Below are 18909 nucleotides of genomic sequence, written 5' to 3' on the forward strand. Positions count from 1 at the left end.
GCGACTTGCGTGCGCAGCCGTTCGATCTCGGCCGGGCCGTGATCAGGCGCTGAATCCGCCATGGACCAGTTCGATCTTGTTGCCCCAGGGATCGCGCAGATAGGCGGCTAAGACGCCGGGCATCGGATAGGCGGCACGCTCTCCCGGTGCGCCCTCGTCACTGGCCCCGGCGTCGAGCCCGGCGGCATGGGCCTTTGCGACCGCCTCGCGATCCGGCGCTGCGAAGGCGACGTGAGCGCCGTTGCCCGCGGAGGCCAATCCTCCATTGAAGGGAGTCAGGAGCAGAAAGGCTACGCGGTCACGTCCGAAGGCGGCGAACCCGTCTCCTTCCGCGAGGCAGCGCTTGCCGAGGACGTCCAGAACGCGGCCATAGAAGGCGCGCGCCGCAGGCACGTCGGCAACCCCGAGGCTGAGATCGTCGATGGTGGTCATGGGAACTCTCCTTGTGAACGCTGGTTGATCAACGGTGTGTCGAGACGAAATTTCAGGAATGTCGCGCCGGAGTGGTCCTGCCGGCCGACAGACTGCGCCCCTATCCGGTGCAGCGCACCGAGGTTGCGGCGCGAAGGCGGCAGGAGGAAGGTGACGAAGGGGATGCGCGGATCGGCGCGCGCGAAGTCGAGCGCCGCATGCGTGATCCGCTGGCCAAGCCCGAAATCCCGCGGCCGCAACACGAGGCCAAAGTCCCATTCCGCGTCTTCCTTCTGGAAGCCACCCCAGCCGACATACCGTTTTCCGGCCAGGAAGGCCCAGTGGCCGAGACCGTCGCGCGCCCAAGCCGCCTCTTTGGCCGCCACGAAGGCCCGCGCCTCCGCCTCGCCCCAGTTGCCGGTCAGCAATGGCATGTGCGCGCGCAGACGCGGATCCGACATGTGCGCGACGAGGTCCTCAAGTGGCACGTCGGTCAGCCGCGCGAAGCGGAGGGCGGGGACGGCGCCGATCATGCCGTTTGCCGGAGCGTGAGGCAGGACAGCTCCATCATCCGCGACAGCGCGCTGTCCCTGCGGCGCAGGAAGTCGGCCAGCCTTTCGGGATACTCCGCCGTGACCGCGTTCCGCACCGAAGGCCTCTCGGCCAATGCGCGACGCCATTCGGCCATCCCCGACAGCCCATCGAAGACGCCGAAGTCGGCAATCCGGTCGAAGGTGTCGAAGTAGCGGAAGACCGGCGCGAAGACCGCATCGACCAGGCTGAATTGCTCTCCGGCGAACCAGGGACCGGGGCGAAGCTGGCCTTCCATCACCCGGAACCGGGCGTGGAGCGCCGCGGCCTTTCGCTCGAGCGTCCCGGAATCGGGGGCGGTGTAGAACCCGGCGATGTCGTTCAGGCATTCCGAGGCGAAGCCGATCCACGCGCGGTGCCGTGCGCGCTCGACCGGGTCGGCGGGATGCAGCGGCTGGGGCAGCGTGTCCTCGAGGAATTCGAGGATCGCGGCGGATTCAAACAGCGCCGCCTCGCCGACCTTCAGGACCGGCGTCCGCCCGAGCGGTGACAATGCCAGAAACCAGCCGGGCTTGTTCGCCAGATCGACGGTGACGCGCTCGTGCGCCACACCCTTTTCGGAAAGCGCGATGGCGATGCGTTGGACGTAAGGGCACAGCGCGTGGCTGACGAGTGTGATGGACTGTGTCATTCTATTCGCCTCTGGAAATGGCGCGCAGGCCGCCCTGGGGGTGTCTGGGGAACAGAGGGCGGCCCGTGCGTGCGTCAGGCGCCGGACCGGGTCCGGACGGTGACGGTTCCTTTCATGTGGGGGTGATAGGCGCAGAAGTAGGAATAGTCGCCGGGCGCGTCGAACGTGATGCGTGCGCGGCCGCCCTTTTCCAGCGTGCCGGTATCCCAGCTTCCGTCCTCGGCCGTGGCGGTGTGCGGCGCAAGATCGGCGTTCGTCCAGGTGATGCTGTCGCCCACAAGGACTTCGACGCTAGCCGGATCGAAGGCGAAGCTGGCGATGCGCACCTCGACCTCGTGCGTGCCGTCATGGGCCCGCGCAAGCCCCGGCAGCCCGGCCAGGGACAGGGCCGCGCCCAGCCCCCGGCCGAACCCGCGCCGGGTCAGGGGCGTCAGCCCGCGCACGTCAGCCCCGCGACCATGTTCTCCGCGTGCTGCTCGTGCGCCTTGAAGGTCACCAGCGCGTCCTCGAGCAGCGCCTTCAGCGGCTCCACCGTGACGACGGGGATGAAGCTTTCGGCGACGGTCTTGTTGACGACCTGATGATAGCCGAGCTCGTTGGCCGCATAGGCGCAATCGAACGCATTGCCGGTCAGGGCCATCAGTTCGGCCCGCTTGGCGGCCGCACCCTCGACCAGCGCCTGCGACAGCCCGTTGTCCTGCGGCGTCACCTGCAGTTCGGCGATCAGCGCGCCCGCCGCCTCGTTGACGGCGCTGTGGTCGCGGATCATCGTCTGGGCGAATTCGCGCACCGCCTCGTTCTCGGAAACCGCCAGCGCCAGATGCGCGTAGCGGATGTCGAGCCCGCCCGCCGTATAGGCCGTGTGGGCGATCTCGAGGTCGTTCATCGGCTCGTCCGCCTGAGCGGCGAAGCCAGTCGTGGCGAGGGCGAATCCAATGGCAAGGGTCAAGGTCTTCATGGGAGTGTCTCCGGGTTGGTGGTTTGAATGTCACCGATCTGCCCGAGATCATCCGGCGTTTGAATGCCGGAAAGTCCGGAATTCATGCGAGATCGTCCTATGAGCTGGACGTGCCTGAAATTGCTGATAAACTCTTAGCCATGTTGGACCTGCTCAGTGACATCCTCACCCGCCTTTCGCTTCGTGGTACGCTCTATTTCCGTACGAGCTTCATGGAACCCTGGGGCGTCCGCGTGCCCGCCTTCCGCGACGTGGCGCGTTTCCACTTTGCCCATCGGGGCGAGGCGCTGGTGCGTTTAGCGGGGGCGCAGGTCCCCGTGCACCTGGCGCAGGGCGACCTGATCGTGATTCCCCACGGGGCGGCCCATGTCCTCAGTTGCCGCCACACCGGACCCGACGAGGCGTTGCCGCTGGACGACGTGCTGTCCCGCTCCGGGTTTCCGGGTCACGGCACGCTGGTCTGGGGCGGCGGCGAGAGCCCGCGCGATACGCAGCTGATCTGCGGGCACTTCGCGCTGGCCGAAGGGTCACGGCATCTGCTGTTCGACCGCTTGCCCCCCTTTATCCACTTACGCGGCTATGGAGAGGAGGCTGGCCCCTGGCTTGAAGCCACGCTCAAGGTCATCGGGGCCGAAGCCGGCGGCGCACGGCTCGGCGGCGATCTGATCGCTCTGAAGATGTCCGAGGCGATCTTCGCCCAAGCGATCCGTGCCCATATCGAGGCGGAGCACGAGACGGACTGTGGCGTGGCTGGTTTTGCCGACCCCCATCTGGCGCGGGCGCTGACCGCGTTTCACCGTGCGCCGACCGCCGACTGGACGGTTGCCAGCCTCGCCCGTGAGGCGGGGCTGTCACGGACAGGCTTTGCCGAGCGGTTCTCGGACCGACTCGGCGTGACGCCGATGGCCTATGTCACCTCCTGGCGGATGCAGATCGCGCGCGAGGCGCTCGCAGCGCGGGGGCTCTCGGTGGCTGAGGCGGCGGAAGTCTCGGGCTACGCGTCGGAATCCGCCTTCAGCCGGGTCTTCAAGAAGGAGATCGGCGTGTCGCCCGCCGCCTTCCGGCAGTCCGGCATCGCGCGACACGAGGCAGCATAGTGCAGCGTCCGAGTTCTCGGACGATCTGCAATACTATATGGACTATCTGAAATTCATCGTCCGCACCGGTACCCTTAGGTTGGAGGCCACGGCGGCGTCGCTCGTCGTTTGATCCCCAACCGAAAGGACCCTGCGCCATGCGCTTCGTCACCAAGACCATCCATGCCTGGCTCGACTACCCCGTCGCGCTCGCCCTCATCGCCCTGCCGTTCCTGCTCGGGCTCGGTGCCTCAAATCCGCTCGCCCTCACGATCTCGCCGATCGTGGGCGTCGCGGCCTTCCTGCTGACCGTGTTCACCGACCACCACCTCGGCGTGATCCGCGTGCTGCCCTACAAGCTGCACCTCGCCGTCGATCTGGCGGTCGGCGTCCTGTTCCTGATCCTGCCCTTCGCGCTCGGCTTTTCCGGGCTCGATGCCGCCTACTACTGGCTGAACGGCGCCGCCGTCGTCGCGGTCATCGGCCTCTCGAAACCCGAAACCGCGATGGTCGCGGCCTGATCCCCCTGCATATCGAAAGGACAATCCAATGGCTCGTATCACCCAGATTTCCGACTCTGCCGCCACCCCTGAGGCCGCCGCGCTCTTCACAGCCATCAAGGGCAAGATCGGCATGGTGCCGAACCTCTACCGGGTCGCCGCGAACCAGCCGGCAGTGCTTGCCGGGCTTCTCGGACTCGGCGAATCGCTTGGACGCGGCAGCTTCGACGCCCGCACCCGCGAGGCGATCGCGCTGGCCGTTGCCGGCGCCAACGCCTGCGACTACTGCGCCTCGGCGCATTCCGCGATCTCGGCCGGACTGAAAGTCGCACCCGAGGCGGTGAAGGCGCATCTCGCCGGCCGAGCGGAAACCCCGCGCATGGCGGCAATCCTGAGGCTTGCGGTCGCCATCGTGGCCGCAAAGGGGATGATCGAGGACGCAGACCTCGATGCCGCACGGGCTGCTGGACTGACCGAGGCCGACATCGTCGAGACGGTTGCGAACGTGGTGGCGAACATCTTCACCAACTACCTCAACCATGTCGCGGCCACCGACATCGACTTCCCGGTGGTCTCGGCCGGCAAGGCCGCCGCCTGAGCGGTGCCAGTACGCGGCGGCCGCGAGACGCGCGGCCGCCGCCTCTACGGACATCCGTGGGGATCGAATTTTCACAACAAGAACAACATATTTCTCGTATCAGGCGTGAACTTTCCAAGTTGCTGCCAAGGCTCCCGACCGATGCAAGCAGAAAACGAGACAAGGCTGCCGCACCTTTGTCCCCGCGATGCCCGCTTCTCTTTTGTATCGCTCAAGACCTGTCGCGCTGTGCTCAGTGAGCTGCCTAATCGGCACGAACGCGCCTGCTCCCGCATCACAGAATAATAGCTCAGAATCTCAGCGTAGGCGGATCCATCCGGCAGCGAAGTCAACTCCTTGGCCGCACTGCACGGACATGACCGCGAACCTGTCATCATCAATTGCTCGTCCCCGGAGAACATTTTGAGGCGCCGAAGAGTCCAATCTCTGCCAGCGCACCGAAGTATCCGTGACCCAGCGCGAAATCGCTCGATCAAAACTTAAGCATGCGCTGCAAACGACATCGCCGAAATTTTTGAAATCATGGTTGAATCGCCACCATCCGTCATCTGAACTGACACACTAGACTGCCGCGAACAGGTCGATCCAAAAGCGTATTCACCCTCACCCTCCCAACAACTCCTCAATGAAATCCTCCCGCGCATCCAACACCGCCTCCCATTCCTTCGGCACGGCCGCTTCCCGCTCGAGCGTCTCGGGCTCAGGCTGCCCGCGCCCGGCCTCCATTGTCCTCACGCTCATAGCGCGCGCTTCGCGACGCTGCGAGCGATCCCGGACAGGCGCGCGTTCGACTGGTTTCAACGGCTCATCCGCGCCGGCTTCGTCACCACCGTCACCGCCCCAGGGCCCCACGCCCTGCACACTCGGCGGATAGGGGAACGGCTTGCCCTCCTGGCGGGCCAGCATCTCCTTGAAGAAGGGATCGTCGTAATACTTGATCCGGCTCGCCTTGATCGGATGCTGGGGCGAGGCGAGGATGATCACCTCGTCGGGATCCATGAGGCGCGCTTCCGTCTCGGAAAGCAGAGGCCGTTCTTCCAGCCGTGCCGAGGTCGAGGTCGCGCCGAGGAAACCTTTGTTACGCCCATACATCCTGGTGACCGCCTCGCGGGTCGTGCTGCCGACGGCGGCGGAGACCTCCTTCACGGTGCGCTGGTCGCGAGGCGTGATGTAGAGCTTCAGCCCTGCCCCGTTCTCGAGGCTTTCGCGGCCCTCGGGCCCGTAGATCCGGTCAAGCGAGGCCAGTGACTGCGCAATCATCGCAACCCGGCCGCCGTAGCTCGCCAGCGAATGGATCGCGCGCTCGAGATAGGGCATGGCCCCCATCTGCTGGAACTCGTCGATCATCATCATGACGGGCCAGGGCTCATCCGGGCCCGGCTCGTTCAGGCGGATCGACGCGATGAGGTCGGCGAACATCAGGCGCAGGAGCGGCGCCAGCGTCGCGATATGATCCTCGGAGACCGCGATATAGAGCGACTGCGGGGTTTTCCGGAAGGTCGAGAAATCAAAGTCGCTCGCCTCGGTGGCCGAGCGCACCGCCGGGTTGTCCCATTGCTTGAGACCGGCGGTCATCAGCGCCTGGATGTTCGAGGTCAGCAGCCGCGACGAGGCCGAAGCAGCGTTGGTCCAGAGCTCGCGCAGGATGTCTTCCTCGGCCTCGTCTGCATAGGTCTTGTATTGCGCGTTCTTGTATTCGCCCCCGGCGACGATCCTGTTCACCTCGCCGAGGTTCGGCGTGCCGCGCTGGATCGCCAGCAGGCAGGCCGCGACAAAGATCGACTTGCCCGCCTCGGAGAAGGTGTCGAGGGTCTTGTTGTCCTTGTCGAGGAAAAGGTCGGCGAGGATCGACACCTCGGTGAAACGCTGCGCAAAGCTCGGTGCCTTGGCGATCCGCGCGAGCGGGTTGTAGCGGTGTGTGGCGTTGGCCCAATCGAAGGGGCTGAAGCGATAGACCTCGTCCCCGTTCAGCGCCCGGAGCCGCGCGGTCTTCTCGAAGTTCTCGCCCTTCACGTCGAGCACCACGACCGAGCCCGCGAAGCTCAGAAGGTTCGGGATCACGAAACCCACGCCCTTACCGGCGCGGGTGGGCGCGACCATCATCACATGCGGGATCGTGGTCGAGGAGATGAACTCTGCCTTGGACGTCGGGGAACCAAGCTTGCCGCAGACAAAGCCCTTGCCCGGGGCCTGCAGCATGTCGTTCTTCTTCAGCTCTGCCTTGGTCTGCCAATGGGCGGAACCGTAGTCGTCCCGCTCCTTCTTCCAGGTCCAGGCCAGCGCCAGGGCGCCGAGGCCGATGGCTCCGAAGCCGACGGCACCAAACCCCACCTTGAAGGCCTCGGGATGCGCCGCGCGCGTGCCTGCGCTGGCCTTCCAGAGCGCCAGCATGTCGAAACTCTGAAACCCGGTTTTCAGGGCCAGGGTCAGGTAGAAGGCGGCAACGATGGTGCCTATGATGGCGCCGCAGATCACACCGAAAAGAAGCGCAGCCCAGAGGGGAAGTGTCTTGGTCATGGTGGTCATCTCCCCCTTAGAATTCCATCTCGTCATCGAGACCGCGGTCGCGGCCAAGATCACGGCCCAACTCCTGCGCTTCCTGCGGACCGCGCAACCGCGCGACCTCGGTCGCCTTGTCCTGCTGCAACCCGGCGGCGCGGTCGGTGAAGACCTGGTCGCCCGTTTCCTCGAAGGTCATCTCGAGGAATTCCTGCGTGACGGTGATCTGGTCGAGCTTGCTCGGCAGGGCTGCGTCCAGCACCTCGTAGTTTCCACGGCGGAGTTCGGCCAAGCCTTCCTCGCCCAACTCTTTGAAGAGCGCGGATTGCAGGGTCCGCTCGACAACCTCTTCCTGCTCCTCGGTGAGCTTGCCGTCCCGCAGCATATCGGCGAGGTCCTGCAGGTAGGGATTTGGCGTCCGGTCGTCTTCATCGATCAGCGGCAGGATCTCCTGTTCTTCGTCCGCGAGGGTCCGACCGATCTCGACTCCCATCTCCTTGGCGCGTTCCATCAGCGCGTCCATCACGCTGTCGACCTTTTCTAGGGCTGCATCCAGTTGGTCGTCAGTGGCGGTTTCTACGCTCAGACCGTCTTTCGCCAGAACCGCGTTCATGTCCCGCTCGACCCAGTCCTGTGCCATGCCGTAGTTCCGCGTGCCACCCGCCGCGATCCGGGCTACCAGTTCCTCGCTGTCCATGCCTGCCTCCTCGGCGCGCTCGAGCACGTCGCGCAGCCCTTCGTTATTGCCGGACTGCAGTGCGGCAATCAGCACCTCGCTGCCCGCCCCCGGCGGATAGGGTTCCTCGAGCTGCTTGCCGAACCGCGCCCGTAGCTCCGGGTCTGGCACCATCTGCGAGAGATCCGCGATGATCGGCGCGGCCTTGGCTTCAAAAGCGGCGCGCTCGGCCGGATCCAGTTCCTCGGCCTTGAGCCTCAGCGCCTCGATCGTGCGCTCGGAATAGTCGATCGCGTCACCGACGGTCTTGATGTCCTTCATGTCTATCTCTCCTTCGGTGAAGTTCCACGGCGTGCCGGAGCCAAGCCCGTCCGCCATGCCGCGGACCGCACGTGCCATGTGGCGCTGGTCCATCCGGTCCAGCAAGTCGGCGAGGTTCTTGTAGTCCTTGGCGAAGCCCACCACCTGGGCCTGCGCGATGGCAGATTCCTGGGCCGACATGACAATCTCACGCGGCAGGCGGGCTTCTTCCTTGGCGCGGTAGATTTCCTCGATACCCGCAGGCTTCTCAAAGATGCCGCGCTCGAGCCGGGTGGTGGCGTCGAGCATCACGCCGTATCTTTCCGCGATCTCGGCCTGCTTCTCGCGCATCAGCTGCGGCGACATCACGCCCTCGGCCCAACACGAAAACCAGGTGCCCTCCTCGACGCCGCGATTGTTCAGGATGATATGGGCGTGTTTGTGCGCCCGGTCGTCATGCACCGCGAGGACGTAGTCCCATTGATCACCGTATTCGCCGCTCTCGAAGAAATGCTCCGTCCAGTCCATCGCGATGTCGCGCACCTGGTCGACCGTCACGTCGGTCGGGAAGGACAGCAGCATGTGCGAGGTGAAGCCGAGCTTGGTCGAGCCGCGCCAGGTCTCCGCCCAATCCTCAATGATGTCCTCTTTCTGCTCGTCCGTCAGGACCACTGCGTCCGTCAGCGCGTTGGTCATCGTCGAGTAGGTGTAGACCGCCTTGTCGTTGATGTAGGAAATCTGCGCCCCGAGGGATGCCTGCGTCTTGCAGCCTCCGGCCCGGATCCGTTTGAACACCGCCGCCCGGCTCTGACCCGACGCCGCCTTCAGCGCATTGCGCGCCGACATCGAGCCGACGCGCGCGAAACTGCGACCCTGCCGACGCCCCGCCAGCCGCGCGTCGATCCGCGCCGCGGCCTGGCCCCGGATGCGCTCATCCTCCCAGAGCCGGCCCATGACCGAGGCGTAGAGGGCGAGGGGATCAGCCATTCCTGACCAGCCTCAATCCGCATTCGATCGCGCGCGGACCATCCTCCAGAACCGCGCTCTTCGCCCCCTGCCCTTCTTCCTTTTGCGGCCACTCCTGATGACGCAGCGCCTGCGCCGCATCCTTCATTCGGCCCATCTCACGGCTCATGGACTGCGCCAGATCGAGCAGTTCGATCAGCACCGCGCGATCCGCCTCCGAGACCTCCAGCCGACCACGATGGACCGCCTTGGCGAGCGCCAATCCGGCGTCGCTCACATCCTTCGCTTGACGCCATGCGGCGCAGAATTCCGCGACCAGATCACGCGGCACATCGAGGAACCCGCACCGCCCGCGCAGCACCGCATTCAACGCCTGGGACCTGTTGACATAGCCCCGTTCGCGCCACTCGGCATCGAACGCTGCAAGCTCAGACTGACTGGCCCGGAACGCCACTGTCTCGCTCGGATCGCGCACCGCGATCCCCTCGCCCGCCTCCTCTTTCGCGAGCCGGTTCACATGGCGCGGAGAGATGCCGAACGCCGCTGCCAGGTCCTTCGCGCTTTCGCCCGCCGCGAAGCGCCGCGCGACTTCGATGCGCGCCTCTAGCGTCAGATTTTTGCGGGCTCGGCCCATCACAGACCCCTCGGACAAAATGTGTAAACATTGGACATATCCTGCCAACGTCTTTCTTCTCTCCTTCGCTTATACTTCAATACATCACATTGCGCAATATTACGTTTAGCGTGTTGTGTCTTTTTGCTAGCAATAGGGTGCACTGAAGACTGCTCCGCAGCGCGGCATGGAACGGGCGCAGTCCTCATCGATGCGCGGCAATCTGGTCGAAAAAATCTGCTGAACCTTGTGCTGGAGCAGCACGCAAGGACGAGCAGTCCGAGCCGATCACGGCTCGGGCGCCAAGAGCACGAAAACGGGCCGCGCGGGATGGCGCAGGTCACGCCCGGCTAGGGCGTCAAGAACTTGAACGAAACAGCGTCAGCCCCCTGCGGATCCGAAGACCCGCAGGGGTATCTGGGTCAGTGACCCAGTCCCTGATTGCGCTGGTCGTCGAAGCGGCTGCGGGCGATCAGAGCCTCGGTCTCGAGGCTGTCGAGGGTCTCGGGATGGGCGTCATCATCGAAGGCGGCGAGGTAGGCCTCGAAGGCCATGTCGGCTTGCAGTTCTGCGAGGTCGATGGATTGTTCGAGTGTCATGGTGTGATCCTTTCCGTTGATCGTCGTTGGACGGATCGTGGAAAAGACCGGGGGCATGAGGGCGGGCTGCACCCGGCACGGGGCGGAATGAAATGGAGCACGCCGAGGGCAGGTTTGTTGTGAGCGATGCCCCGCAGCGCTCAAGGCGCAAGCCGTCCAGAAACCTGCCCTCGGCGTTGCCGACCGCTCGACCCCGGGCTAGCGATCTCTAAGGCCAACAGGTCGACGGAAAGGCGCGCGGCGGTGGCCCTGGCGTGAGACGTTGCCCTTGGATGCATGACGGAGATCTGCGGTTTGCACCCTCGCGGCACAGTGTGAGTTCGGCGCCCCTGGGAGCTTCGCCAACACGACCCAGGCGCGGGTTGCTCGAATGAGAGAAGGGGTGCGCTGGCCTCGCTCTGTGGGCTGCCTGTTCTCCCTGCGGAAATTCGGTTCAGGCTCGGGTTCGCGCTATGCACGTTGTCACTGAGCAGAAAGATAGAAGCCGAGTCAGCGACCTATCCAGTCCGACTATCCGCTTCCGAAATATGCCGCATCCTTCGGACACCGATAGTGCGTCGGGCGAGGGCTACTTGCCAGGAACGAGAAATAGCCAGACCGCCGGAGCGGCCTGGCCTTCGGCTTAGGCGGCGTCTTTGGGACCCCAGGGGATGACGGCCTGCAGGGACAGATCGTCCTGGTTCGCGGCCTTGCCAAGGTTGGCGTTGAAGCCGTGGTCGCGGATGGTCAGCGTGTAGTAGTCGGCGCCGGTCTCCTTGTTCTGCTTCTTCCAGATGCCGCCGCACTCGACCAGCTTGCCACGCGGAGAGCGGCCGAGGACGCGGTGCGTGGGGGCCATCGGGTTCGCGCTCGCGACGGGTTCGACCGTGATGTCGAGGTCGAAGGTCAGGGTCGAGATGGAGCCTGTGCCCTTGGCGGTTTCGATGTCGGCGCTGGTGAATTTGATGCAGTTTGTGGTCATTGCTCTTCTCCTTGTTTGCGTTGCAATGATGGTCACCTTGCAGCTGGCCAAGGCCCGGCCACACCGAAGGCGAAGCGTAGCGGAGAGGGGCAGGCGCCGGTCTTTTTGGTCCGCGCGGAATGACCCGCAGGGTCAGGGGAAAAAGATCGGCGACAACCTTTGTGGACGCGACGACAGCTGCGACCAGCATGTCATGCAACTCAGACATCGGGAGAAGCGCGGTGGCCGCGAAGGAAACCCAGGTGAACAGCCGATGGAACTGCCGGGGGCGGTGTCTTTTCTGCCCTCTCACCACAAACCGCAGTCGGACGGGTTCGCGCGTTGCTGAGCCTTGCCCAACGTGGCGCAACCTCGCGCATCCATGGCGAGCTGGTTGCGTGCGGTGCCATCAGGCAGAGCGATTTCAAGCAGACCGTCGAGGCATCTGCACCGCGCGCGGTTCATCCCGATTTCGAACAACCCCTCTTCGGCAGCCCAATCGTTTGCGATTTCTTGCATCGCACTGATCACCGGCCCTCTGCCAGCTGCTGCCAAAGCAATCCCGCGGGCGTCGAACATCGTTTACGGCCAATGATGGCTGAACAGCATGTTCGGCAAAGCGAGGACCAACACCGGCTGAGGCGCGGTGGACGAGACCATTGAGGCGACCCGCCCCGCCCCAGCGACCGTAACCGGAACGGCCGAGATGAAGCGTTGCCACGACCATGCGACGGCTGGCGGGCTGGCTCCGGAGGAGACTGCTCGGCCAGCAGCACGTCGCAGGGAGAGGCGGCGTTTCAGCTCGGGGAGGGCGGCTGCGCGCAGCTGACCGAGTAGGGCGCGGTCCTGACCAAAGGGCAGGAGGGGCCAAGGTTCCCCTTGAATGCGCCAGCCTAAAAATCGAAAGTTACTTCAACGGTAGGGCCATTGAGACAGGCGGAACACACTTTGATTGAGCTGAAAATCGAACTGGTTGGCATCAAACCACCCATCTGGCGCCGTATCCTCGTGCCGAATGACATCAGCTTGGACATCCTGCATTCCGTTCTTCAGGGCGCTATGCCGTGGCAAGACTATCATTTGCATGAGTTCGAGATTGGCGAGGACAGGTTCGAGGCCCGCGACGAAAGTGACGACAGCTGGGATCCTGACGATGGCCGGAAGGACGAGAAGAGGTTTACTCTTGGAGAGCTGGTCAAGAATGGCAGTCAGTTCACATACACTTACGATTTCGGCGATGGTTGGCGACACCTCGTCACTGTCGAAAAGGTTGGAAAACCAACCGGAAGGCCAGATCAGGACTTTCCCGCCTGTGTGGCAGGAGAGCGCGCATGTCCGCCAGAGGATAGTGGCGGGCCCTACTCTTATGAAGAGTTTCTCGACGCGCTGACCGACAAACACCACCCGGAACATCGTGATACAAAGCAATGGGCGGGCGCGTTCGAACCGGAAGTGTTCAGCGTGCAGCAAGCCAATGCTGCCGTCGGTGCGATGTTTGTATGGGCAAAAGAACGCCACAATCGAAAGTGAAACCTGGCTCTGGTTTGGCGCAGCGGCTTCGCCATGGGCACAAAGCTTCAACTTTTCGATCCGAATGGCCGAGCGTCTCCTCGGCCAATCTAGGGCACCCACGCCCTGCTTTGCTGGTGAGCTTCAGAGCTGACAGCCACCAGTCTCTTTGAGAATTTCAGAGTTTGTCGATCCTTGGTGGACTATCTCACAGGTTTTCAAAGAAACAAGTGGCGATCTCTTTAAAAATATATCATTGTGTCGCCTATGAGCGGACAAGAACACGAAAAACTAAAGAACCTTCTTGAGGCTGTCCCCGCGGGGTTCCTCGTGGACTCGGTCTGGCTTGAGCACCACGGGATAGGCCGGCGTTCGTCCTACGCCTATGTCCAACGCGGCTGGCTGGAACGCCTTGGCCGCGGCGTCTTCCGCCGCCCCTCACCAAGCAGCGCCACCACGAACACCCTCGACTGGAAGACCTGCCTGCTCTCGCTCCAGCACATCATGCACTACCCTGTCCATATCGGCGGGGTGACGGCATTGAGCCTGCAAGGCTATGCGCACTATCTCTCCCTCGGCGACAAGAGCACAGTCTGGCTCTACGGCTCAAAAATCCCCAACTGGCTCGAAAAACTGCCGCTCAACACCGAACTCCGCACACGCAGCGTATCGCTGTTCTCCGACCCGGAGTTGGGTGTCGATGACGCGCGAGATAATCAAGGAGAGACAGTATCGTCCCTGCCGTGGGACTGGAAACTGGTGATGTCCTCACCGGAACGCGCGATCTTTGAGGCGCTGGACGAGTTGCCGGATCAGGAGAGCTTTCACACCCTCGACATGGCGTTCGAAAGCCTGACGACATTGCGCCCGAGAACCCTCTCGGCACTGCTCAGAAGCTGCAAGAAGATCAAGGTCAAACGCCTGTTCTTCGTCTTTGCCGACCGCCACGACCATGCCTGGCGCAAGCGTCTCGATCCGGAAGAGTTCGACCTCGGCAGCGGGGATCGCGCATTGGTCAAAGGTGGCAAGATACATCCGCGCTACAGGATCATGGTGCCCGAAGAGTTTGCAAGAAAGGAACGTGGTGATGGCGCGTGAAGACTATGCCGCCCAAGTGGCCCTGCTCGTGCGGGTACTTCCATATGTCGCGAAGGAGGAGATATTTGCGCTCAAGGGCGGGACGGCCATCAACCTCTTCTATCGCGACCTTCCGCGCCTCTCAGTCGATATCGATCTGACCTATCTGCCTGTCAAGGACCGCGCCGAAAGCCTCGTCGAGATCAACGACGCGATGGACCGGATTGCCGCCGCCATCGAAGGCGGCATCACCGGCGCCAAAGCGCAGCGCATTGCCGGCGGTGGCGGCGGCGCCACGCGTGCGCTCGCACGCCTCGGCGCAGCCGAAATCAAAATCGAAACCTCCCCCGTTACCCGGGGCGTCGTGCATGATCCGGAACAACGTGAAGTCTCCGAAGCCGTCGAGCAGGAGTTCGGATATGCGACGATGAACATCGTCGCTTTCGAAGATTTGTTCGGCGGTAAGCTACATGCGGCCCTCGATCGCCAGCACCCGCGAGACCTCTACGACGTCAAGCTCCTCTACGAGAATGAAGGGTTTACCGACGAGTTGTTCCGTACTTTTCTGATCTACATTGCGAGTTCACCCCGCCCGCCGCACGAACTTCTGAACCCAAACCTGATCGATCTGGATCAGCCCTATGCCCGGGAATTCGAGGGCATGACGAAGGAAGCGGTCAACCTTACGGAATTGATTGCAACGCGCGACCGCCTGATCGGGGACATCCAATCCCGCATGGATGTGGACGCGAAAAGGTTTCTGAGAACCCTGCATGAAGGCGATCCCGACTTCGACGCGATCGACCGCCCTCAAGCGGCCGAGCTTCCAGCGGTCAGATGGAAGCTCATCAACGTGAACAAGCTGAAAGCAGATAACCCCAAGAAGCATGCCGCCCAAGGGGAAGAGCTAGAGAAACTACTCGGCTGAAGATGGATCAGAAATGTGAACCGGCATGCAATTTTGACCCCGTAGAGGGGTGATCGGCGTCCAAAAATGACCCCCTTATGTTGATTGTCACTGAGAACTGACCCGGTATTTTCACCGAGATTTGACCCACCTTCAGTTATGCGCTGTAGTTTATGATGTGGTCAATGTTGCGGTCTCCTTTCCTGTTTTCTTTGCAGCCTCAGAGCTGGCTTTGAAGCGGTAGCTGTCGTTTCCGGTTTCCAGAATGTGACAGCGGTGTGTGAGCCTATCGAGGAGCGCAGTGGTCATCTTGGCATCTCCGAAGACCTGCGCCCATTCTGAGAAGCTGAGGTTGGTGGTTATGATCACGCTGGTGCGCTCATACAATTTGCTGAGCAGATGGAATAGAAGCGCACCTCCAGACGCGCTGAATGGCAAGTAACCGAGCTCGTCCAAGATAACCAAGTCGACTTTCGTTAGCGTCTCAGCCAGTTTCCCTGCCTTGCCGAGCGCCTTTTCCTGCTCCAATGCATTGACCAATTCTACGGTCGAGAAGAAGCGTACCTTGCGCCTGTGGTGTTCGATGGCTTGGACGCCGATTGCTGTTGCTGTGTGGCTTTTGCCCGTTCCTGGACCGCCGATCAGCACGACATTCTCTGCGCTTTCAACGAACTCGCATCGGTGCAGCTGCCGCACAGTGGCTTCATTGATCTCGCTTGAAGAGAAGTCGAAGCCTGTAAGGTCCTTGTATGCAGGGAAGCGCGCCACTTTCGTATGGTAGGCGATTGAACGCACCTCGCGCTCCGCGATCTCAGCTTTGAGCAGTTGTGACAACATCGGGGTTGCGGCTCCGAACGCCGGCGCACCTTGGGCGACCAGGTCTTCGACCGCGTTTGCCATGCCGTAGAGCTTGAGGCTGCGCAACATGATTACGATGGATGCTCCTGCTGGGTCATGACGCATGGTGTTTCTCCCCGGCCTGCCTCAGGCCGTCATAGCGATCTACGTTGGCCTCTGGCGTTATTTGCAGGGCCAATGCGTCTGGCGGGTCGATCTCTGGGTGATCCGTCAATTTGCGGTCGATCAATCGGTGGAGCAGGTTTAGGATGTGCGTCTTGGTGGGAACGCCGGCTTCGAGTGCCAGCTCCACTGACCGCAAAACATCCTCTTCATTGTGTTGCAAAACCAACGACAGGACATCGACCATTTCCCGGTCGCCGCCGTCCTTGCGTAGCATGTGATCTTGGAGTTGGCGGAAGACTGCGGGCATCTCCGTGAAGGGTGCCCCGTTGCGAAGTGCGCCCGGTTTGCGTTGGATAACAGCCAGATAGTGTCGCCAGTCATAGACGACCTTGCCGGGCTTGCGATGTGACCGCTCAATAATCCGTACATGCTCACAAATCGTTTGCCCTTCAGCCACGATGACCAGCTTTTTTGGATAAACATGCAGGCTCACACGGCGGTTCGCAAAGCTGGCAGGCACGCTGTAGCGGTTCCGTTCAAAAGTGATCAGACATGTAGGTGATACACGTTTGCTGTGTTCTATGAAGCCGTCGAATGCTGGCGGCAGGGCCATCAGCATGGGTCTCTCGGCATCCCACGCGTCGGCGATGGAGCCTGGCAGAGCTTTATGCGGCGTCTCTGTCCAAAGCGCGATGCAGCGACCTTCGAGCCACTGATTCAGTTCTTCCAGATCGGCAAAGACCGGCATGACCTGCCACATGCGATTGCGTGCATCCTGCACGTTCTTCTCAACCTGACCCTTCTCCCACCCTGCGGCTGGATTGCAAAACTCAGGCTCAAACACGTAGTGGCTGGCCATCGCTTTGAAGCGTGCGTTGATGTCGCGCTGCTTACCTTTCCCAACGCGGTCTACGGCCGTCTTCATGTTATCGTAGATGCCACGGCCCGGCACACCACCAAACACGCGGAATGCATGCCAATGGGCGTCGAATAACATCTCATGGGTTTGCAGCGGATAAGCGCGGACCAAGAAGGCTCGGCTATGTGACAGCTTGATATGAGCGACCTGAAGCTTGACCCGCTCACCACCGATATTGCCCCAGTCTTCGCTCCAATCGAATTGAAAGGCTTCCCCTGGCTGGAACACCAAAGGTACAAAAGTGCCCCGCCCTGTCGTCTGTTCAGCACGATGCCGATCATCACGCCAGGCTCGTGCAAAAGCCGCCACGCGTTCATAAGATCCGTCATACCCCAACTTCACCAGATCCGCGTGCATCTGCTTCAAGGTTCGCCGTTCTTTCCGCGACTTGCGTGTTTGGATCAAAAGCCACGCAGACAACCGATCCGCATAGGGGTCCAGTTTGCTTGCACGCTTGGGCCTCTTGAATCTTGGCTCTACCGCGCCTTCGCGCAGGTACTTCTTGATCGTATTTCGAGACAAACCCGTCCGACGGGCAATCTCTCTGATTGGCATCTTGTCACGCAATGCCCAGCGTCTGATGACACTCAAAAATCCCATGTCTATCACTCCCAATCCCCCCAACGAAAACCGTCGGGGCAGTGTGTTCACATGGGTCAATTCTCAGTGACAATTTATCGGCATACCGGGTCAGTTCTCAGTGACAATCAACAGTCGTGCCATTTCGGGATCTCCGGCTGCTCACGAGTTGAGAATAGACCAGTCTCTTATTAATTGAAAGAGAAGGCACCCTCACAGTTGCGTTACGCGCTTGTGCGGGCACCGCTCGGTGTGGCCGGGTTCGGGCGCCGTCCGGTGACAGGCCGGGGCCGCAATCATCGCTCAGCCGCCCAGAATATGGATTTCCATATGGACAAAGCTGTCGTCTCGCAGCGGGATCAGGTCCCGATAGGCTGGCTGATCAAAGAACCCTCTCGCCGCGGCTTCATCGGTAAACTCCAGAACCAACACCGTGGCCGGAGTGGCCTTGCCCGCCACGCTCGCCGCAACGGGCGCGCGCAGCGTCGGGACGACGCCTGCGGCCTTCAGCAGGGGCTGGACCGCGTCCGCGTAGCGTCTGGCACCGTCCGCCTTGGCGGGGTCCGGTTTCGAGAGCACGATCACATGCGTTGTCATGGCTAATTCCTTTTTGGGATTATCGAAATTCTGCGGGCAGTTCGATCGCAAGGATGCGGTAGGGATCGGCCGCACCTGCCGTCGGGTCGAACAGATGGTCGAGCTGACCTTCGACGACATAGGCCGTCTGGCCGATGACCGTCGCCGTCGTCGGGACGTTCAGATTCTCTGCGATCACCTCGAGCTTCGCCTGAGCGCCCGAAACGGTGGCGCCCCACAGGGCACCGCGCGCGCCCGCAGACAATCCTCCGCCTTCGACAATCAGAAACCTGCCACCGCCTAGCGCCGTCAGACCGTCCGCGCCATGGATCTCCGTTGACATCGTCAGATCCGTGATCACCCCGGCCCGCCCCTCTGCGTCCAGCGCGATCCGATGCAACGTGCCGGTGTTGTAGCGTGCGACGAAAACCGCCCCGTCATCATAGGCAATTCCGTTCAGGTTGAAGCCTTCGCCTACAAAGCGGGCGTCGTCGAGCCAGATGTCCAGCCGATCCGCGCCGGGGGCCAGGGCATAGATGCGGGGCACAAAGCTGTCGGTGACCAGGATCGTGCCATCGGGCAAGGCGGCGATGTCGTTGCAGAACATGCCCCCCTCGGGCAGCGGGTATCGGCCCGCGGGCGCGCCGGTTTGCGTGCCGAAGGCGGTCAGTGCCGGGACAGCGGTTCCCGTCAATGCGCTGACGCCCGGATCGGACGAACAGGCATAGGCTTGGTCGCCCGCGACATGGACCCCGACGACACTGACAAGGCCATTTGCCCCGGCAGGCGCGAATTCAGAGATGCTCCGCCTGGCCGAAATCTTGAGGATCCGTCCCTGGGTCAGGCTGCCGACATAGAGGTTGCCCGCGGCGTCATGCGAGATGCCTTCCGGCGCGAATGCGGCATCGGGCAGGAGAATTTCGGTTTCTGCCATCGCCAAGGCAGGCAAGACAGCGATTACAGCGCCAGCGAGCAGGAGGGGTTTGGGGGAGAACATCTCAGAGGTCCTTTCCAGAGTTGC

General features: G+C 62.4%; 21 protein-coding genes. 6 read left to right on the forward strand and 15 right to left on the reverse strand.

Annotation, left to right across the window (positions count from 1 at the left end):
- Positions 1–42 precede the first annotated feature (42 nt).
- The 5 genes from ARCT_RS0102490 to ARCT_RS0102510 form a co-directional block, all read right to left on the reverse strand.
- Positions 43–432 (reverse strand): VOC family protein, encoded by a 390-nt coding sequence (locus ARCT_RS0102490; RefSeq protein WP_027238650.1) that lies wholly within the window; start codon positions 430–432, stop codon positions 43–45.
- The gene (locus tag ARCT_RS0102495) at positions 429–944 is read right to left on the reverse strand and encodes a GNAT family N-acetyltransferase (RefSeq protein ID WP_027238651.1); all 516 of its coding nucleotides are present in this window, start codon (positions 942–944) and stop codon (positions 429–431) included. Before ARCT_RS0102495 ends, ARCT_RS0102490 begins: the two co-directional genes overlap by 4 nt.
- Positions 941–1633, reverse strand: a complete 693-nt coding sequence (locus ARCT_RS0102500; protein ID WP_027238652.1) for a glutathione S-transferase family protein — start codon at positions 1631–1633, stop codon at positions 941–943. The genes ARCT_RS0102495 and ARCT_RS0102500 overlap by 4 nt, the downstream gene beginning before the upstream one ends.
- A 74-nt stretch (positions 1634–1707) precedes the next feature.
- Positions 1708–2076 carry a cupredoxin domain-containing protein gene (locus ARCT_RS0102505; protein ID WP_051360503.1) on the reverse strand — a complete coding sequence of 123 codons (369 nt, stop codon included), beginning with the start codon at positions 2074–2076 and terminating at the stop codon, positions 1708–1710.
- Positions 2064–2591, reverse strand: coding sequence for a DUF4142 domain-containing protein (locus ARCT_RS0102510; RefSeq protein ID WP_027238654.1), 528 nt, complete (start codon positions 2589–2591; stop codon positions 2064–2066). Before ARCT_RS0102510 ends, ARCT_RS0102505 begins: the two co-directional genes overlap by 13 nt.
- A gap of 140 nt (positions 2592–2731) precedes the next feature.
- On the opposite strand from ARCT_RS0102510, the gene ARCT_RS0102515 reads away from it, so the two are divergent.
- The 3 genes from ARCT_RS0102515 (at position 2732) to ARCT_RS0102525 (ending at position 4765) form a co-directional block, all read left to right on the forward strand.
- Positions 2732–3688: an AraC family transcriptional regulator gene (locus tag ARCT_RS0102515; RefSeq protein WP_036784144.1), complete on the forward strand. Its 957-nt coding sequence runs from the start codon at positions 2732–2734 to the stop codon at positions 3686–3688.
- A 137-nt stretch (positions 3689–3825) separates the two neighbouring features.
- Positions 3826–4188 carry an SPW repeat domain-containing protein gene (locus ARCT_RS0102520; protein WP_027238656.1) on the forward strand — a complete coding sequence of 121 codons (363 nt, stop codon included), beginning with the start codon at positions 3826–3828 and terminating at the stop codon, positions 4186–4188.
- A gap of 28 nt (positions 4189–4216) precedes the next feature.
- Positions 4217–4765, forward strand: a complete 549-nt coding sequence (locus ARCT_RS0102525; RefSeq protein ID WP_027238657.1) for a carboxymuconolactone decarboxylase family protein — start codon at positions 4217–4219, stop codon at positions 4763–4765.
- A 603-nt stretch (positions 4766–5368) separates the two neighbouring features.
- Here the strand turns inward: ARCT_RS0102525 and ARCT_RS0102530 are convergent.
- The 6 genes from ARCT_RS0102530 to ARCT_RS27790 all read right to left on the reverse strand — a co-directional run bounded on the left by ARCT_RS0102530 (position 5369) and on the right by ARCT_RS27790 (position 11937).
- Positions 5369–7282 (reverse strand): type IV secretory system conjugative DNA transfer family protein, encoded by a 1914-nt coding sequence (locus ARCT_RS0102530; RefSeq protein ID WP_027238658.1) that lies wholly within the window; start codon positions 7280–7282, stop codon positions 5369–5371.
- 16 nt (positions 7283–7298) lie between these two features.
- Positions 7299–9227 carry a relaxase/mobilization nuclease domain-containing protein gene (locus tag ARCT_RS0102535; RefSeq protein ID WP_027238659.1) on the reverse strand — a complete coding sequence of 643 codons (1929 nt, stop codon included), beginning with the start codon at positions 9225–9227 and terminating at the stop codon, positions 7299–7301.
- Positions 9220–9840 carry a helix-turn-helix domain-containing protein gene (locus ARCT_RS0102540; protein WP_027238660.1) on the reverse strand — a complete coding sequence of 207 codons (621 nt, stop codon included), beginning with the start codon at positions 9838–9840 and terminating at the stop codon, positions 9220–9222. Before ARCT_RS0102540 ends, ARCT_RS0102535 begins: the two co-directional genes overlap by 8 nt.
- Before the next feature lie 401 nt (positions 9841–10241).
- Positions 10242–10418 carry a hypothetical protein gene (locus ARCT_RS28315; RefSeq protein WP_169731203.1) on the reverse strand — a complete coding sequence of 59 codons (177 nt, stop codon included), beginning with the start codon at positions 10416–10418 and terminating at the stop codon, positions 10242–10244.
- Between the two features lie 622 nt (positions 10419–11040).
- Positions 11041–11379: a DUF736 domain-containing protein gene (locus ARCT_RS0102550; RefSeq protein ID WP_027238662.1), complete on the reverse strand. Its 339-nt coding sequence runs from the start codon at positions 11377–11379 to the stop codon at positions 11041–11043.
- 288 nt (positions 11380–11667) lie between these two features.
- The gene (locus ARCT_RS27790) at positions 11668–11937 is read right to left on the reverse strand and encodes a hypothetical protein (protein WP_027238663.1); all 270 of its coding nucleotides are present in this window, start codon (positions 11935–11937) and stop codon (positions 11668–11670) included.
- A 369-nt stretch (positions 11938–12306) separates the two neighbouring features.
- Here ARCT_RS27790 and ARCT_RS0102560 point away from each other — a divergent pair, with 369 nt between their 5' ends.
- From ARCT_RS0102560 to ARCT_RS0102570, 3 genes are all read left to right on the forward strand, one after another.
- Positions 12307–12888 carry a plasmid pRiA4b ORF-3 family protein gene (locus ARCT_RS0102560; RefSeq protein WP_240476206.1) on the forward strand — a complete coding sequence of 194 codons (582 nt, stop codon included), beginning with the start codon at positions 12307–12309 and terminating at the stop codon, positions 12886–12888.
- Positions 12889–13134: 246 nt separating this feature from the next.
- Positions 13135–13965, forward strand: a complete 831-nt coding sequence (locus tag ARCT_RS0102565; RefSeq protein ID WP_027238665.1) for a type IV toxin-antitoxin system AbiEi family antitoxin domain-containing protein — start codon at positions 13135–13137, stop codon at positions 13963–13965.
- The gene (locus ARCT_RS0102570; protein WP_027238666.1) at positions 13955–14872 is read left to right on the forward strand and encodes a nucleotidyl transferase AbiEii/AbiGii toxin family protein; all 918 of its coding nucleotides are present in this window, start codon (positions 13955–13957) and stop codon (positions 14870–14872) included. The genes ARCT_RS0102565 and ARCT_RS0102570 overlap by 11 nt, the downstream gene beginning before the upstream one ends.
- 150 nt (positions 14873–15022) lie before the next feature.
- Here the strand turns inward: ARCT_RS0102570 and istB are convergent, their stop codons facing one another.
- From istB to ARCT_RS0102590, 4 genes are all read right to left on the reverse strand, one after another.
- A complete protein-coding gene (gene istB, locus ARCT_RS0102575) occupies positions 15023–15814 on the reverse strand; it encodes an IS21-like element helper ATPase IstB (protein ID WP_027238667.1) in 792 nt (263 codons plus the stop codon).
- Positions 15804–17333: an IS21 family transposase gene (gene istA / locus ARCT_RS0102580; RefSeq protein WP_027238668.1), complete on the reverse strand. Its 1530-nt coding sequence runs from the start codon at positions 17331–17333 to the stop codon at positions 15804–15806. The genes istB and istA overlap by 11 nt, the downstream gene beginning before the upstream one ends.
- Before the next feature lie 282 nt (positions 17334–17615).
- Positions 17616–17909, reverse strand: coding sequence for a DUF1330 domain-containing protein (locus ARCT_RS0102585; RefSeq protein ID WP_027238669.1), 294 nt, complete (start codon positions 17907–17909; stop codon positions 17616–17618).
- Positions 17910–17928: 19 nt separating this feature from the next.
- Positions 17929–18822 carry an SMP-30/gluconolactonase/LRE family protein gene (locus ARCT_RS0102590; RefSeq protein WP_161631282.1) on the reverse strand — a complete coding sequence of 298 codons (894 nt, stop codon included), beginning with the start codon at positions 18820–18822 and terminating at the stop codon, positions 17929–17931.
- Positions 18823–18909 lie beyond the last annotated feature (87 nt).

Origin of the sequence: Pseudophaeobacter arcticus DSM 23566, assembly GCF_000473205.1 — a bacterium.
Taxonomy (GTDB): domain Bacteria; phylum Pseudomonadota; class Alphaproteobacteria; order Rhodobacterales; family Rhodobacteraceae; genus Pseudophaeobacter; species Pseudophaeobacter arcticus.